Origin of the sequence: Streptomyces sp. NPDC004732 (genome assembly GCF_040609235.1) — a bacterium.
Taxonomy (GTDB): Bacteria; Actinomycetota; Actinomycetes; order Streptomycetales; family Streptomycetaceae; genus Streptomyces.
The window spans coordinates 553,812-569,354 of the sequence record NZ_JBEXJR010000003.1 but is presented as its reverse complement, the minus strand read 5'-3'; the positions used below and the strand labels follow the sequence as shown (position 1 = coordinate 569,354).

Annotated in this window: 13 protein-coding genes and 1 pseudogene; 5 read left to right on the top strand and 9 right to left on the bottom strand. The window is 71.9% G+C overall.

Annotated features, from left to right (window positions below; all coding sequences use genetic code 11):
- Window positions 1-8 precede the first annotated feature (8 nt).
- From ABZV77_RS11745 to ABZV77_RS11730, 4 genes are read right to left on the bottom strand one after another with little or no spacing between them, the layout of a single operon-like run.
- Complete coding sequence (locus ABZV77_RS11745) at window positions 9-965, bottom strand: phosphotriesterase (RefSeq protein WP_356253853.1); 957 nt, start codon at window positions 963-965, stop codon at window positions 9-11.
- Window positions 959-1,543 (bottom strand): DUF4865 family protein, encoded by a 585-nt coding sequence (locus ABZV77_RS11740; RefSeq protein WP_356253850.1) that lies wholly within the window; start codon window positions 1,541-1,543, stop codon window positions 959-961. Before ABZV77_RS11740 ends, ABZV77_RS11745 begins: the two co-directional genes overlap by 7 nt.
- Window positions 1,544-1,566: 23 nt before the next feature.
- Window positions 1,567-1,962 (bottom strand): cupin domain-containing protein, encoded by a 396-nt coding sequence (locus ABZV77_RS11735; protein ID WP_356253847.1) that lies wholly within the window; start codon window positions 1,960-1,962, stop codon window positions 1,567-1,569.
- 11 nt (window positions 1,963-1,973) lie between these two features.
- Entirely contained in the window at window positions 1,974-2,573 is a 600-nt protein-coding gene (locus tag ABZV77_RS11730) for a TetR/AcrR family transcriptional regulator (protein WP_356253844.1), read from the bottom strand.
- 184 nt (window positions 2,574-2,757) lie between these two features.
- Here ABZV77_RS11730 and ABZV77_RS11725 point away from each other — a divergent pair, with 184 nt between their 5' ends.
- The 3 genes from ABZV77_RS11725 to ABZV77_RS11715 are packed head-to-tail and all read left to right on the top strand — an operon-like array spanning window position 2,758 to window position 6,481.
- Window positions 2,758-3,069, top strand: coding sequence for an SHOCT domain-containing protein (locus ABZV77_RS11725; RefSeq protein WP_356253841.1), 312 nt, complete (start codon window positions 2,758-2,760; stop codon window positions 3,067-3,069).
- A complete protein-coding gene (locus ABZV77_RS11720; RefSeq protein ID WP_356253838.1) occupies window positions 3,066-3,914 on the top strand; it encodes an ABC transporter ATP-binding protein in 849 nt (282 codons plus the stop codon). Before ABZV77_RS11725 ends, ABZV77_RS11720 begins: the two co-directional genes overlap by 4 nt.
- 5 nt (window positions 3,915-3,919) lie before the next feature.
- On the top strand, window positions 3,920-6,481 hold the full coding sequence (locus tag ABZV77_RS11715) for an FtsX-like permease family protein (protein WP_356254298.1): 2,562 nt from the start codon (window positions 3,920-3,922) through the stop codon (window positions 6,479-6,481).
- Window positions 6,482-6,612: 131 nt separating this feature from the next.
- Here the strand turns inward: ABZV77_RS11715 and ABZV77_RS11710 are convergent.
- A pseudogene (locus tag ABZV77_RS11710) lies at window positions 6,613-7,047 on the bottom strand (ATP-binding protein); the annotation flags it as partial.
- A gap of 199 nt (window positions 7,048-7,246) precedes the next feature.
- Window positions 7,247-7,576: a hypothetical protein gene (locus tag ABZV77_RS11705; protein WP_356253835.1), complete on the bottom strand. Its 330-nt coding sequence runs from the start codon at window positions 7,574-7,576 to the stop codon at window positions 7,247-7,249.
- A gap of 333 nt (window positions 7,577-7,909) precedes the next feature.
- Between ABZV77_RS11705 and ABZV77_RS11700 the strand changes: the two genes are divergently transcribed.
- A complete protein-coding gene (locus tag ABZV77_RS11700) occupies window positions 7,910-9,007 on the top strand; it encodes a PLP-dependent cysteine synthase family protein (protein ID WP_356254295.1) in 1,098 nt (365 codons plus the stop codon).
- 42 nt (window positions 9,008-9,049) lie between these two features.
- Here ABZV77_RS11700 and ABZV77_RS11695 read toward each other — a convergent pair whose 3' ends face one another.
- Together ABZV77_RS11695 and ABZV77_RS11690 are read right to left on the bottom strand one after the other, a co-directional pair.
- The gene (locus ABZV77_RS11695; RefSeq protein ID WP_356253832.1) at window positions 9,050-9,541 is read right to left on the bottom strand and encodes an SRPBCC family protein; all 492 of its coding nucleotides are present in this window, start codon (window positions 9,539-9,541) and stop codon (window positions 9,050-9,052) included.
- Window positions 9,542-9,605: 64 nt separating this feature from the next.
- Entirely contained in the window at window positions 9,606-10,502 is an 897-nt protein-coding gene (locus ABZV77_RS11690; RefSeq protein WP_356253829.1) for a DeoR/GlpR family DNA-binding transcription regulator, read from the bottom strand.
- 292 nt (window positions 10,503-10,794) lie between these two features.
- Here ABZV77_RS11690 and ABZV77_RS11685 point away from each other — a divergent pair, with 292 nt between their 5' ends.
- Complete coding sequence (locus ABZV77_RS11685) at window positions 10,795-13,089, top strand: hypothetical protein (protein ID WP_356254292.1); 2,295 nt, start codon at window positions 10,795-10,797, stop codon at window positions 13,087-13,089.
- On the opposite strand, the gene ABZV77_RS11680 is transcribed toward ABZV77_RS11685, so the two are convergent.
- A complete protein-coding gene (locus ABZV77_RS11680; RefSeq protein ID WP_356253826.1) occupies window positions 13,049-15,463 on the bottom strand; it encodes a right-handed parallel beta-helix repeat-containing protein in 2,415 nt (804 codons plus the stop codon). The genes ABZV77_RS11685 and ABZV77_RS11680 overlap by 41 nt on opposite strands.
- Window positions 15,464-15,543: the final 80 nt, after the last annotated feature.

The window sequence follows — 15,543 nt, the reverse complement described above, 5'->3', positions numbered from 1 at the left end:
TGGAACGGTCAGTGCAATACGTGGCGGTGCGCGGCAGGTCCCCAGTCCACGCCGAACGCCCGCCCCGGATTCACCGTCAGGATCTGCTCCATCAGTTCCGCACCCACGGCGAGCTCGAGTCGGGGGCGCACCCGCCGCAGCAGGTGGGGCATGCCCGGGCCGCCGTGTACCGACTGCGCGCCCGCCGTCGTCGTGTCGCCGCCCAGGAGGAGGCGGTCGCCGAAGCCCGCGTCCGCCAGGGAGCGCATCGCGTCCGGCATGCGCCAGTCCGTGGCGTGATGAGTGCGGGAGGGGCCGTCGAGGGCCAGATAGGCGCCCGACCCGGCGGCCTGGAGGTGGCCGGTGAGGTCGGGGGAGCGGTTCAGATGGCCGAGGATGACGCGGTGCGGCGGCACGCCGCACTCGCCGCAGAGCAGGTCGAGTACGTCGAGCGCGCCAGTGCCCAGCTCCAGGTGGACGGCGATGGGCGCGCCCGTCGCGTGATGCGCCTCGGCCGCCGCTGTCATCGTCCAGCGTGCGTGCGCGTCGAGGCCGTGGAAGCCGCCCGCGACCTTGATGAGTCCGGCCCGTACGCCGGACTCGCCGATGCCCTCGGTGAGTTCACGGACGAAGAGGGCCGCGAGGCCGTCCGTGCGGAGCCGGTCGAGCAACTCCTGCTGGTAGTGGACCGCTTGGTGCAACCCCGTCGCGGCGACGAGACGCACACCCGTCGCCCTCGAAAGATCCGGCAGCAGTCCGGCATGCCGCCCCATCCCGTGCGGCGTCCACTGCACGACGCTCTCTCCGCCCGCCTTGCGGAACGCCTCCAGTTCCCCCGCCGCGGCAGCGGGCGAATCCAGCTCCTGGCCCGGGAGCCGAGGACTGCGGAGGAAGAGGTGGTCGTGGGCGTCACAGACGCCGAGGTCCGCCGGGGCGATGTCCCCGAGGACGGTCCGGACCGTGCGGGTACCGCCCCCGGTCACCACTGCCGCCCCCGCCCCAGCTTCTCCCGCTCCGGTGCCGACACGTGCAGCACCTGGAAGACATCGCCGACGCCCTGCGGCGCCCCGCCCTCCCAGAGCGAGAAGTGCACGGCCTCCCAGGTGCGCGGATCGACCGCGGTCAGCGCGCTCACCGCGCCGTCCCGCCGGGCCATACGCCCCGCCTCCGCGGCGAGTTCGACCGCCGTCCCAGGAAGGTGCATCGACGCCGGAATGCGCTGGCGGCGGCGGATCGCCGTCCTCGGTACGGCTCCGGACGCGGGACCCTCCTCGTACGCAAGGGCCGTCCAGTGCTCCACCACCGGCCGCCCGAAGTCCTCGGCGAGGCCTTGGAAGCCGGGTCCCCAGAGGAAGGAGTTCATGCCCTCGGCCGTGTTCCAGAGGTAGAACGGTGCGTACTGGTTCACGGGCGAGTCGTCCTTGCCGCGCTCGCGCATCAGGTACGCCTTGAAGCCGAGGCCGGGAAATTCGTCCATCAGGTGGCCCTTCGACTCCACCCGGTGGCGGATGATGCCCATGTCGTAGTCGGCGGGCAGGGTGATCTCGTACTGCATCGCGTGCATCGCGTACTCCTGGGGAAGCAGGCTCAGTTGGGATAGGTGCAGGCGTCGACCAGGTTGCCCCAGTCGACCGTGGTGCCGTCCGCCGCCGCCTCGACCGCGGCCAGGTGCGTCATGAACGTGCGCGGCCCCGCGCCGTGCCAGTGCGACTCGCCGGGCTCGATCCAGACCGTGTCTCCGGCCCTGATCGGCTCGACCGGACCCCCTTCGCGCTGCACGAACCCCTCGCCCTCGGTCACGTGCAGGACCTGGCCGTGCGGATGGCGGTGCCACGCCGTGTGGCCGCCGGGTGCGAAGTGGACGCTGAACATGCGCAGGCGGGACGGGGCGTCGGGCGCGGCGATCTCGTCGAGCCAGACGGTGCCGGTGAAGTGCTCGGCGGGTCCCTGGCGGCTTTCGGGCCGGTTCCGGGTGATGTGCAACGTACGCATCCTCACTGAGTGGTGGTGTCGCCCGGGGTGCGGGCGGCGGTGAGCAGTGCGAGCAGGCCGCGTACCGCCGTGTCGAACGCGGCAGGTGACCCGGACGACCGGGCCAGGACATAGCCGCCCTGCACCGTCGCGACGACCGCTGACGCGATGTCCCTGGGATCGAGCGCGGCCGCGAACTCGCCCTGGGCACAGCCCTCTTCGACGATCCCGGCGATCCGGTCGCGCAGCCAGTCGAGGGTCTCGGTGACGGGTGCGCGCAGCTCGTCGCTGGCGATGACGTCCGGGTCCATCGTGAGCCGCCCGACCGGACAGCCCTTCAGTACGTCGCGTTCGCGCAGCAGATAGGACTCGATGCGCGTGTATGCCGATCCTTCGCCGCTCAGGACCGCCTCGGCGGTGGCGCGCATCTCCTCGGCGGTGCGCCGGATCGCGGCGAGCGCGAGGTCGGGCTTCCCTGCGAAGTGGTGGTACATGCTGCCCTGACCCGCGCCCGCGTGCTGCTGGATGGCCTTGGGGCTCGTGCCGACGTACCCCCGCTCCCACAGCAGCTCGCGAGTGGACTCGATCAGGCGCTCCGGAGTGCTCATGAAGGCACTGTACATACTAGTAGGTACAGAGATCCAGTAGCCGGACCAGCAGCTGGGGCAGCAGGCGGGCGTAGCGGCGGCCGCCGTGCGTACTCCCTCGGTGGTACGTACGGTGCCGCTGGCCGTACGACGACGTGGGGGTGCCCCCGGGGCGAGTTTGGAGGCAGTACAGAAACCGCTTCGGAGGAGATGAGTTCAGATGCAGACCCTGGCGCACTGGGACGGCGGGCCCGGCCCGTGGATCCTGTTCTTCCCGCTGATCTGGGCGGCCGTCGTCGTCGGCGCCTTCACCCTGCTCCGCCGCACCGTGTGGCGCGGCCGCCGCGGCCCGTTCCGGGGCGCGCTCGGAGCCGCCGGACCCACCGGGCACACCGGCGTCGCAGAGAACTCGCCCATCGCGGTGCTCGGCCGTCGGTTCGCCTCCGGTGAGATCGACGAGGACGAGTACTGGCGTCGGCTGACGGTCCTCAACGAGGAGTTCGGCCGTACCTCCAAGGGCGGTGCGGCATGAGCACCGCCACCGGACGGGTCACCAGGCCCGTGGGCGTCGGCGCCGCTCGCGTCGCCGACGCCGTGAAGGTCTACGGCAGCGGGGACACCGCCGTACGGGCCCTGGACGGGGTGAGCGTCGAGTTTCCCGCCGGACGCTTCACCGCGATCATGGGCCCGTCCGGGTCCGGCAAGTCCACCCTGATGCACTGCGCGGCGGGCCTGGACACCCTCACCTCGGGCGCCGCCTTCATCGGCGACACCGAGCTGGGGAAGCTGGACGACCGGCGCCTGACCCTGCTGCGGCGCGACCGCATCGGCTTCGTCTTCCAGGCCTTCAACCTGGTTCCGACGCTGACCGTCGCCGAGAACATCACCCTGCCCATGGACCTCGCCGGAGTCCGCGGCGACCGGGAATGGGCGGACGCCCTGATCGACGTCGTCGGGCTGCGCGACCGGCTGCACCACCGGCCCGTCGAACTCTCCGGCGGCCAGCAGCAACGCGTCGCCGTGGCACGGGCGTTCGCGGGCCGCCCCGACGTCGTCTTCGCCGACGAACCGACCGGCAACCTCGACTCGCGCTCCGGCGAAGAGGTGCTGAACCTGCTCGGCAGGGCGGTGCACCAGATGGGCCGCACCGTCGTCATGGTCACCCACGACCCGGTGGCCGCCGCCCACGCCGACGAGGTCGTCTTCCTCGCCGACGGGCGCCTCGTGGACCGCATGGAGTCCCCGACGGCCGACCGGGTCCTCGACCGGATGAAGGCCTTCGACACGCGACCGCCCACGACGGGATCCGCGGCGCACGCCGCCGCCATGCCCCAGACGCCCGGCGCCCGTCCTGGCAGCAAGGAGACGTCATCATGAGCTCCCTGAACGCCTCCGTCCGCCTCAGCATGTCGTCACTGCGCGGCCACAGACGCCGTTTCGCCGGTACGTTCCTCGCCGTCATGCTCGGCGTCGCCTTCCTGGCGGGCACCCTCGTCATGGGCGACACCCTGCGCGCCAGCTTCGACACGATGTTCGGCAACGCCACGAGCGGCACCGACGCCGTCGTCCGCAGCGCCGACACCATCACCACCCCCGACGACACCCGGGGCACCCGCAAGCCGGTCGGCACCGACCTCGTGAAGACGATCGAGAAGAACGGGCAAGTGGCCGCCGCCGCGCCCGACATCGAGGGCGCGGGTCAGCTGCTCGGCAAGAACGGTGAACCCATCGGCGGCAAGGGCCCGCCCACCCTCGCGGGCAACTGGATCGACGACACCGAGCTGAACGCGTACCAACTCGCCGAAGGGCGTGCCCCGTCCGCGCCCGGCGAGGTCGTGGTCAACCGCGGCGCCGCCGAGACCGGCGACCTGAAGATCGGTGACACGACGACGCTGCGCGCCCCCGACCCCGTGCAGGTGAAGATCGTGGGCCTCGCGACCTTCGGCGGCGAGGACGGCATGGCGCAGACCACCTTCACCGGCATGACACTGGCCGACGCCGAGAAGTACCTCACCCCGAAGCCCGGCCAGGCCTCGGCCATCCGGGTGCGGGCCGGGCCCGGCGTGAGCGAGCAGGGGCTCGTCGACGCGCTGACTCCCGTACTGCCCAAGGGTGTTGAGGCCATCACGGGGGAGGCGTCGGCCGCGGAGAACACCGACAACATCTCCGGCCAGTTCCTCACCGTCTTCACCAGCTTCCTGCTGGTCTTCTCCGGAGTGGCCCTGCTGGTCGCCACCTTCAGCATCCACAACACCTTCGCCATCGTCGTCGCCCAGCGCACCCGCGAGAACGCGCTCCTTCGCGCGCTCGGCGCCTCGCGCCGACAGGTCACCGTCTCGACCCTCGTCGAGGCGAGCGCCGTCGCCGTCATCGCGTCGGCCGCGGGGCTGGCGGGCGGCATCGGCGTCGCGGCAGGTCTGCAGGCGCTCTTCCCGGCCATCGGATTTCCCTTCCCCGAGGGCGACTTGGTGATCAGCGCGCTCTCCATGCTGCTGCCGCTCGCCGTCGGCGTCGTGGTCTGCCTGGGCTCCGCGCTGCTGCCCGCGGTGCGGGCCGGGCGCACCGCCCCGCTCGCGGCGCTGCGCGAGACGGCCGTCGACCACTCCGGTGCCTCGCGGCGCCGTGCCGTCGTCGGTACCGGCCTCGCCCTGGCCGCCGTGGGCCTCGCCCTCACCGGCGTCCTGGTCGATCCCTCGATCTGGCTGGCGGGCGCGGGGGCAGTGCTGGCCCTCGTCTCCTTCGTGGTGCTCGGGCCCGTCGCCTCCTCGCGAGCGGTACGCGTCCTCGGCGGGCCCCTCGACCGGCTGCGCGGCGTCACCGGCGGCCTCGCCCGGCGCAACGCCCTGCGCAGCCCCAAGCGGACCGCGGCCACCGCGAGCGCGCTGATGATCGGCGTCGCCGTCGTCTCCCTCTTCACGGTCTTCGGCGCCTCGCTGAAGGCCACGATGGACCAGACCGTGAACCGTTCCTTCGCCGGAGACATCGCGGTCAGCACTCCCGGTTTCGGCGCGGGCGGCAGCGGGCTGAGCCCGAAGCTGGCCCCCGCGCTCGCGAAGCAGCCCGAGGTCGAGACCGCCGTCGGCCTCGGCAAGGGCGCCGCGGAGGTCAACGGTGAGGGCCGCGCCCTGACCGTCACCGACCCGGGGCCTTTCGCAAAGTCCTTCGACCTCGGTGAGGTCGACGGTTCGCTGGGCACGCTCGGCGACCGCGGCATCGCGATCACCAGGTCGGAGGCGGCGAAGCAGGACCTGAAGGTCGGCTCCCGGACCGGTCTTGCCTTCGCCGACGGCAAGAAGGAGACCTTCACGGTCCGCGCCGTCTTCGGCAGGTCGGAGCTCGCCGGTGACTACGTCATCAGCCGCGAGGCCTGGGCGCCGCACCGCATGCAGGACTCCGACACCCTCGTCTCCGTCACGTTCAAGGACGGCGTGAGCCCGGCCGAAGGCAAGGCCGCGGTCGCCGCGACGGCGAAGGACTACGGCAATCCGGAGGTGCAGACCCGCTCCGAGTACGCGGAGGCCTCCGCGAGCGGCATCGACATGATGCTCACCCTCGTCTACGCGCTGCTCGCCCTCGCGGTGCTCATCGCCCTGCTCGGCATCGCCAACACGCTGACCCTCGCGATCCACGAACGCACCCGTGAGCTGGGCCTGTTGCGCGCGGTCGGCCAGACCAGGGCCCAACTGCGCGCCATGGTCCGCTGGGAGTCGGTGCTCGTCGCCGCCTTCGGCACGGCGGGCGGGCTCGTGCTGGGCGGCTTCCTCGGCTGGGTGCTCGTCAAGGCGTCGGACAGTACGACCGAGAGTGCCTTCGCGTTCGCCGTGCCACCGGTGCAGCTGATGGTGGTCGCCCTGGTCGGGCTGGCGGCGGGCGCCTTGGCGGGCCTGCGTCCTGCTCGGCGGGCGGCGCGCCTCGATGTGCTGCGGGCCATCGCCACCGAGTGACGCCCGGCCGCCGGGTGACGCCCTCCCCGCCCGCGTACACGCAGGGACTTGCAGGCGGGGGAGCGCACCCGGAACGGATGATCACCGCCCGGTCAGCCGACAACGGCCGACCGGGCGGGAGTCTTCTCTGCCGCCCCGTACACGGGATACGGGGACATGGCCACCGCGGGGGAGGGTGCGGGGAGCGTGAACCACACGACTTTTCCCGCGTCGCCCTGCGGGCGCACGCCCCAGCTCTCGCTCACCGCCGCGACCATCGCGAGTCCCCTGCCGCACGTGGCGAAGGCGTCCGCGTCACGGATCTGGGGGAGGCGTGGATCGTGGTCGTGGACGGAGACCGTGAGCTGGTCGAGCAGCAGCTCTATCTCCACGGTGCACATCTTGTCGGGCTCGGCATGCCGGTGGACGTTGGTCAAAAGCTCCGTCACACCTAGGGCTGCCTGGTCTATCAATGGATCGAGATGCCAGTAGCGCAACTGCGCAGATACGATTCTGCGGACCTGGCCGATCCGCGACGGCAGGGCTTGGAGCTCTACCGTGCAATGCCTGCTTGGCTGGCTGATCACGGTGCGACTCCCCGAAAATGAAGGTCCGGAAGAAGACGACGATCGGATCCAGCAGGGGCCGCGGGGTCTGCTGCCTGCTGTATGGCCGGCGGCGCTGGTTCGCAGCGTCATCACCGGTAAACCCAGAGTGATGTGAAACCAGAGTGACTCAGGGGGTGTGGGCATGCAAGTCGCGCGACGCGCCGAGCGGCCCCGTCAGCTACTGGGGGAGGCGGTGCTCCGTGGCGCTGCGCACCGCCTCGATGAACCTGCGCACTGTCGGCGGACCGGCTTCGCCGGGGCGTGGTTCGTGCTCGCCGAGCGTGAGCCGATAGCGGGTGCCGTTCACCTCGGCGAGAGCCCGGCCGTCCGGGGCGAACCACGGCTTGCCCGTGCGTACCGCCTGCACCGGAGCGCTGTCGATCTCCGTGCCGTAGCTGGTCAGCAACTCCAGCCTGCCGTCGGTGATGCGGACCTCGCCGGCCCGGGTGAGGGAGCGCAAGCGCCTCCCGATCCGTACACCCGTAGCCGTGAACTCCGGCTCCGCCATGACACTCCGCCCCCTAGTGCGTCGTGGGTCAACCGCTCCGATACGAGACAGCTGTCCTGTGCGGTGAAGTCTGCACGGCCCAGGCGTCGAGCACCAGTACGCATGGAGACGTCGGCCAGGGGCTTTTGTGACGCCCGCGACGGCGCGCCGTCAAGCTCTCCCCAAGGCTGTGACAGTCGCTGCTTTGAGGCTCTCAAAGGTGTGTTTATGCAGGTGAGACCGGTGTTGGGGGTGTTTAAGATCGAGGTGTACGGCCGCGTCCGAATCGCGTCCGGCACGACGCGAAGGAGCCCCGCCGTGAGCACCGCACAGCAGTTTCGAGCCGACGAGCCCATGCCGACGCTCGACGTCGACCACAGCGACGAAACGTACCGGGCCTGGCTCAAAGAGGCTGTCCGAAAGGTCCAGGCCGATGCCAACCGTTCGGCCGACACACACCTCCTGCGCTTCCCGCTGCCCGAGCACTGGGGCATCGACCTGTACCTCAAGGACGAGTCGACCCACCCGACCGGCAGCCTCAAGCACCGCCTCGCCCGCTCGCTGTTCCTCTACGGCCTGTGCAACGGCTGGATCAGGCCAGACCGTCCGGTCATCGAGGCGTCCAGCGGGTCCACGGCCGTCTCCGAGGCGTACTTCGCGAAGCTGATCGGGGTGCCCTTCATCGCGGTGATGCCCCGCACGACCAGCGCGGAGAAGATCCGCCTCATCGAGTTCCACGGGGGCCGATGCCACTTCGTGGACGACTCGCGCACGATGTACGCGGAGTCCGCTGCCCTCGCCGTCCAGACGGGCGGGCACTACATGGACCAGTTCACCTACGCGGAGCGCGCCACTGACTGGCGGGGCAACAACAACATCGCCGAGTCGATCTACCAGCAGCTGCGGCTGGAGCGCTACCCCGAGCCCGCCTGGATCGTCGCGACGGCGGGCACCGGCGGCACCTCGGCGACCATCGCGCGCTACGTCCACTACATGCAGCACGACACCCGCCTCTGCGTCGCCGACCCGGAGAACTCCTGTTTCTTCGACGGATGGACGAAGAACGACCCGGACGCGTCGAGCGACTGCGGCTCCCGCATCGAGGGCATCGGCAGGCCCCGCATGGAGCCGAGCTTCGTGCCCGGTGCCATCGACCGCATGATGAAGGTGCCGGACGCGGCGTCCGTCGCCGCCGTACGCGCCCTGGAGCAGGCCATCGGCCGCAAGGCGGGCGGCTCGACCGGCACGGGCCTGTGGAGCGCGCTGAGGATCGTCGCCGAGATGGTGGCCGCGGGACGTACGGGCAGCGTCGTCACACTGCTCTGCGACCCCGGTGACCGTTATCTGGACAAGTACTACTCGGACGCGTGGCTGGCCGAACAGGGCCTGGACATCGCGCCCTACGCGCAGGCGATCGACACGCTGCTGGCCACGGGGGCGTGGGCCGAGTAACCGGCTCGGGCACGGCTGTGCCTCCCCGGCTGGTGGAAGTGGCTACGCCTTGGCAGAGGCGAGCCGCTCGTCCAAGGTCGTGACGGCGTCCCGGAACGCCCGGCCGAGGCCCGCGCGGCCGAGCTTCAGGGCGACGCGCAGCGGGGCGGCGCCGTCCACGGCGAACGTCCACTGGACACGGGTGCCGGTACCGGTGCCGCCGCCGCTCGGGGAGAGCCGCCACTCCTCGACGAGGGCGCGCAGGCCGGGCGCGTTCGTCTCGTCGATGCGGTAGGCGTACCGCTCGGGGCCCTCGGCCGCCAGGATCGACTCCTGGAAGCGCGTGCCGCCCTTGAGGCGGACCTCGCGGCCCGCGCCGCCCCCGGTCGGCCGACACAGGGTCACCGCGGTGAACCACTGGGGCCAGCCGGTCACGTCGTCGGCCAGGGCGCGGTACACCGCATCGGGAGGTGAGCCGATCTCACGGGCGAAGACCAGACGCACCGGAGCGGTCTGAACGAAGTCGAGCCCAACAGGGCTCAGTCGGCGTGCCATTGAACGCTGCCCCCCAGCGGAACGGGACGGTTGACCGGGCACCGTCACCATAGCTGGCGGCCCGTCAGATGTCTGCGCGGGCCCCGGAGTCGTCGACGTCCACGGCGTCGTCGTCGGCAGCCGCCACACCGTCGCCCTCATGGGGCGTCGCGAGCTCGCCCGTCACCACGATCCGGTTCACATGCTCGGAGATCTCCACACGCGCCTCCGCCGCAAGCCCCCCGTCCGTCACCAGCGTGTCGACCTGCGAGAGCGAGGCGAACGAACTCAGCCCCACCGTCCCCCACTTGGTGTGGTCCGCGACGACCACCACGCGCCGCGCCGACTGCACCAGGCGCCGATTGGTCTCCGCCTCGGCCAGGTTCGGCGTCGAAAGGCCTGCTTCCAGCGATATGCCGTGCACACCGAGGAAGAGCACGTCGAAGTGGAGCGCCCTGATCGCCTGGTCCGCGACGGGACCGACCAGCGAGTCCGACGGAGTCCGCACGCCGCCGGTCAGCACGACCGTCGCCGCGCCCTGCCGCTGACCGGAGGTGCGCTGCGCGGAGTGGAAGACGTCCGCAACCCGCACCGAGTTCGTCACCACCGTCAGGTCCGGCACGTCCAGCAGGTGGTGTGCCAGCGCATACGTCGTCGTACCACCTGACAGGGCGATCGCCGTGCCGGGGGCCACCAGGGACGCCGCGGTCCGCGCGATGTCCTCCTTGGCCGTCAGCTCCAGGCCCGACTTGGCCTCGAACCCCGGCTCGTGCGTGCTCGCCTCCATCACCGGGACCGCGCCGCCGTGCACCTTCTCCAGCACGCCTTGGCGGGCCAGCGCGTCGAGATCGCGGCGGACCGTCATGTCGGACACCCCGAGCTTGCGGGTGAGTTCGTTGACCCGGACGCCGCCGCGGCGGCGCACCTCGTCCAGGATCAGGGCGCGGCGCTGCTCGGCCAGGAGGTTCTGATTGTCGCTCACGCCCGGTCCGGCCCTTCTGCCCCGTCATGCCCGGCGCGCCCGCCCGGCGCGCTGCCTCATCCTCGCACGGGCCACCGACAGCCGTGCCACCGACCGGGTGAGCCGCCCGCGGCTGGGAACAATCAGGAGGGGGAGATTGCGTGACGAGGGGTGCGCAGGGGGCCCCGAGTCGAGATCCTTCTCCCCTCACCAGACGCATCTCGGGGGAAGCGGAACAGTGGAGCGTGCCAAGCAGGACGAGACGGCCCTCGAACTCCTGGTCCACGGAGTCGGGGGAACCACACCGGAAGAGATGCTGGGCGACCCGCGCACCGTGCGGGTCTCCGGCGACGACACGGCGGCGGTGTTCCGCCGCACCGAGGACGCCGACGCGGAGCGGCGCCCCGACGACTACCGCGGCAAACCGGTGCCCGAGGCGTACGTCTGGTGCAATCTGACCTCCGGCAACGGCTCCCGGGCCCTGTGGCTCCTGCTGCTGCCCTTCATGGTGGTCAACCTCGCCCACTGGATGCGGCCCACCTCCCGCCACCGCAAACGGCTCGTGCGCACCTACGGCCTTCTGGTGCGGCTCGTCGGTCTCACCCTCACCGTGCTGCTCGTCGCCGCCGCCTGCGAGATCGCGCTCGACCTCACCGCCTGGCAGTGCGCGGGCACCCCCGATTGCGCAGGCGACCGCGCCTGGCTCGGCTTCCTCGCCACCGACGGTTCCGGCAACGGCGGCTGGTGGTCCCAGCCCGGCCGCCGCCTCGCCCTCGCCGCCCTCCTGCCCGCCGCCCTCACCGGCCTCCTCTGGTACCTGTCCCACCGCACGTGGAGCGCGTACGAATCCCAGCAGCCGCTGCCCCAGCAGCCCGACCCGGAGGAGGAGACCAGCCGCACCGCACTCGGCAGGCCCGGGTTCTGGTACGGACGCAGGCTGGTGGCCCGGCTGCGCGCCGCCCACACGGCCGCAGGCCTGCTCACCGTCGCCGCGGCCGTCGGCACCTCGGCGGCGCGGTACGACCGGCGTCCCGGCGGTCCGGGACCGCTCGACTCCATCGGCTGGGCCCTCGACGCGACGCTCGTACTGGGCGGGGGAGTCGTGGTGTGGGTGGTCTGCCGCAGGGGGCGTTCGGAGAACAGGCTGGACAAGGCGCTGGACAAGACGCTGGTCCGCTGGCTGCCGCTGGGCGCGCTCGTCCTGCTCGCCCTCGTCCTGCTGTACGCGGGCTGGTCGCGCCCCGGCTGGCGCTCCGAGGGCAGGCTGCCGGGCGACGCGACGTTCGGCGGCATCGCGCTCGTCCAGGGCCTCCTGATCCTGTGCCTCGCGGTGATCGCCCACCTGCTCTACCGGACCTCGCCCGACGCGCGCACCGCCATCCGCGGCTTCGGCGGTCCCGCGGTCGCCATGCTGTCCTGCGCGCTCGGCGGCGTCATGACCGGCGGCGGGGCGCAGCGCGTATCCGACTGGCTGGACGGCACCCAGGGCTCGATCGACGGGCCCGCCCTGGTGCTCACCTGGCAGGCCTCCGTGATCCCGCCGCTCCTCGTGGTCGTCGCGGTGCTGTGCGGCTGGTTCGGCTTCCGCACGGTCCAGCGCAAGCGCAGGGAGATGGCGCGGATGGCGGTGGACTACCCCGACGAGCGCAAGGACTCCACCCGCACCCGCCGCATCGCGGGCACCCGCGCGCGTGCCGCCCTCACCGACCGCGCGCCCCTGCTCGTCGGCATCATCTCGGCCGTGACCCTGCTCCTGGGCGCCGCCGCGCTCACGGGCGCATGGATGTCGGACGAGGTGCCAGGGCAGGCCGCGGACGGCATGCCCGACGTCCTGGAGGGAGCGGCGCAGACCTCCCAGGCACTCGGCTCCTGGCTGATCGGCTTCGGCTTCATACTGTTCGTCACCTGGGGCCGCCGCGCCTACAAGGACCCCTCGGCCCGCCGAACCATCGGCATCCTCTGGGACGTCGGCACCTTCTGGCCGCGTGCCGCCCACCCCTTCGCCCCGCCCTGCTACGCCGAGCGTGCGGTGCCCGACCTCACCTGGCGGATGGCCAGTTGGACGCGCGCCACCAGCGCCACCGGCGGTCGGCTCGTCCTCTCCGGACACTCCCAGGGCAGTGTCCTCGCGGCGGCCGCCGCCTGGCAGCTGCGTCCTTCGGTCCGCAGGCGCGTCGCCCTGCTCACCTACGGCTCGCCCCTTGAGCGGCTGTACGGCAGGTGGTTCCCGGCCCACTTCGGCCCGGCGGCCCTGACCTCCCTGCACCGCGAGGTCGACTGCTGGCGCAACCTGTACCGCACCACCGACCCGATCGGCGGCCCCATCCAGCTGCACGGCGACTGCGGCCCGCAGGTCGACCGCGCCGCCCTCAAGGACCCCCTCGCCTACGGCCGCACCGAGGAACACCCGCTGCCCGCACCGATCCTCGGCCACGGCGACTACCAGGCGGACCCCGCGTTCGCGGAGGAACGGGCACGGCTCCTGGCCCGCCTCAAGCCGGACGTACCGGCGCCGAGGCCCTCGGCGTTCCCGGCGGAGGCCCCGGCGTCCGCGGCGGCGGAAGACGTCACACCGGCTCCGGCAGATCCTCCGGATACAGCAGCGTGAGGTCGTCCGTGCTCGGCTCGCCGAACTGGGCGACCCGGCCCGCGTGCCGCTCCACCATCGCCTCGAAGGTCTGACGCGCCGTACGGCCGTTGCCGAACGCGGGCCCCTTGGGGAGCACCGTGAAGTACTTGAGCAGCGCCTCGGACGTGCCCGTGCCCAGGCGGTACTCGTGCTCGTCCGCCTGCTGCTCCACGATCCGCAGCAGTTCCTCGGGGGCGTAGTCGCTGAAGGTGATGGTCCGTGAGAAGCGGGACGCCACTCCGGGGTTGACGGAGAGGAACCGCTTCATCTCCGCGGTGTATCCCGCGACGATCACCACGACGGCCTCGCGGTGGTCCTCCATCAGCTTCACCAGCGTGTCGATTGCCTCGCGGCCGAAGTCGCGCCCGGAGTCCTCGGGCGAGAGGGCGTACGCCTCGTCGATGAACAGCACGCCGCCGCGCGCCCGGTCGAAGGCCTCCTGGGTGCGGATCGCCGTCGAGCCGATGTGCTCGCCGACCAGGTCGACGCGGGACACCTCGACGAGGTGGCCGCTCTGCAGGACACCCAGCGAGGCGAGGATCTCTCCGTAGAGGCGGGCGACCGTCGTCTTGCCGGTGCCGGGGGAGCCGGTGAAGACCAGGTGACGGCGGACGGAGGCGGCCTTGAGCCCGGCCTGCTGCCTGCGGCGGCCCACCTCGATCATGTCGGTGAGGGCACGCACCTCGCGCTTGACGCTGTCCAGGCCGACCAGGGCGTCGAGTTCACCGAGGACCTCCGTGGAGGCCCGGGAGCTCTTCTCCTCGGCCGGGGGCGCCGTCGGCTGCGGGGCCTGCTGGGCGGGCAGGGCGCCGAGCAGCCCCACGGTCTGGGTGGCCGTCTGCACGCTGGGTGCCGGCTGTGCCGGTGCCCCGGGGGAGCGCAGGCCGCCGCTCTCGTCACTGGCACAGTCCTCGACGAGCGGGCCCTCCTCCGAGAACTCGAAGCCGCCGCGCGCGCACCGCTCGGTGCGGCACTTCTTCAGCGTCGTACGACATCCGTCTATGACGTGGAAGCCATAGCCGCCGCTGTCGCTGACCCGGCAGCCGTGGAAGCTGCCGCGGCCGCCCGCCGACACATAGAAACCTGCCTCGGCGGGTGCCGTGACCGTGCACCGCTCGATGGTCGGGTCCGCGCCCTTGGTGACGATCACACCCGTCTGGACGGTGTCGACCGTGCAGTTGGCGAGGGTGCCGCCGCTGCCGTGATCGCGGAACCAGGCGCCCGTCGCGGCCTCGCGGATGCGGCAGTCGTCGAGCTGCGCGGTCGCCCCGTCGCTCACCGACACCGCGGTGTTGCGCACCTGGGAGAGGTCGCTGTCGACGACGTCGGTGCGCGAGCCGCGGTCCAGGACGAACAGCGCGTCCGGCACGTCGTGCACCCGGCACGACTCCAGGACGGCCGTCGCGCCGTCGCTGACCCAGACCGCCGGATAGTCGCCCGTGCTGTCGTGGATCTCGCACTGGTTGGCGTCCACGCGCGTGCCCGGGTCCCAGACCGACAGGCCGTTGCGCCCGAACCGGCTCACCGTGGACCGGGTGAGGGTGAGCACGGAGCGCGAGCGCAGATCGATCGCGTTCTCCGGGATGTCGTGGATGCGGCAGTCGGCCAGGGTGAGCACGGCGTCCGTGTCGAGCGTGATGCCGTCGGAGGTGGTGCGGTGCACGTCGCAGTCGGTCAGGTGCGCCGCGGCCCGCCCGGTGACCTGCACGCCCGAGCCCTTGACCTCGTACACCTCGCAGCCGATCGCCTCAAGACCCGTGTGCTCCCCGGTCACCGAGAGGCCCGCGCCCGAGGCGTGGTGCACCCGGCACCGCTCCAGACGGGGGTGGGCGCCCCCGCGCACCGCGACGCCGGACTGGCCCGCCGCGACGATCTCGCACTCCTCGAAGACACCGCCGCCGCCGTCGAGCACCGCGATGCCGATGCCGCCCGGGTTGTCGACGGTGCAGCGGCGCACCGTCGGACGCGCCCCGCCGCGCACTTCGAGCCCGGCCGCGGACCGCGTGACCACGCGGATGCCGATGAGCTCCGGTGCCCCCTCCTCGACGAGCAGCGCGGGCGCGGACGAGTCCTGGCCCTCGACGTGCAGGTCCTGTATGACCGCGGAGGCGCGGACGGTCAGCGGCACCCCGTCGGACGGCGCGATGCGCACCGAGCCGGGGGAGCTCTCGGGGCCGCGCAGCGTCACCGCGCGCTGGACGACGAGGTTCTCGCGGTACGTGCCGGCGGCAACGGTCAGTACGTCCCCGTCGCTCGCGGCCTCCAAGGCAGCGGCGAGCGATGCGTACTCGCCGGTGCGGCGCCGCCACCGCGACGTGCCGGTGTGCGTCACCTGGACCGTGCCCTGTGCCATGGAGTTGCTCTGCCCCCACCTTGTCGTACGCGGGACCTTGCGGCGTTGTGGTGTGTCACTGCATGTCGTGGCACTGCGCA

Bases quoted from the DNA above. Each gene is read 5' to 3' on its own strand.
- ABZV77_RS11720 (WP_356253838.1), top strand. From the start codon at position 3,066: ATGAGCACCGCCACCGGACGGGTCACCAGGCCCGTGGGCGTCGGCGCC.
- ABZV77_RS11730 (WP_356253844.1), bottom strand. From the start codon at position 2,573: ATGTACAGTGCCTTCATGAGCACTCCGGAGCGCCTGATCGAGTCCACT.
- ABZV77_RS11740 (WP_356253850.1), bottom strand. From the start codon at position 1,543: ATGCACGCGATGCAGTACGAGATCACCCTGCCCGCCGACTACGACATG.
- ABZV77_RS11685 (WP_356254292.1), top strand. From the start codon at position 10,795: ATGCTGGGCGACCCGCGCACCGTGCGGGTCTCCGGCGACGACACGGCG.
- ABZV77_RS11695 (WP_356253832.1), bottom strand. From the start codon at position 9,541: ATGGCACGCCGACTGAGCCCTGTTGGGCTCGACTTCGTTCAGACCGCT.
- ABZV77_RS11700 (WP_356254295.1), top strand. From the start codon at position 7,910: ATGCCGACGCTCGACGTCGACCACAGCGACGAAACGTACCGGGCCTGG.
- ABZV77_RS11725 (WP_356253841.1), top strand. From the start codon at position 2,758: ATGCAGACCCTGGCGCACTGGGACGGCGGGCCCGGCCCGTGGATCCTG.
- ABZV77_RS11705 (WP_356253835.1), bottom strand. From the start codon at position 7,576: ATGGCGGAGCCGGAGTTCACGGCTACGGGTGTACGGATCGGGAGGCGC.
- ABZV77_RS11680 (WP_356253826.1), bottom strand. From the start codon at position 15,463: ATGGCACAGGGCACGGTCCAGGTGACGCACACCGGCACGTCGCGGTGG.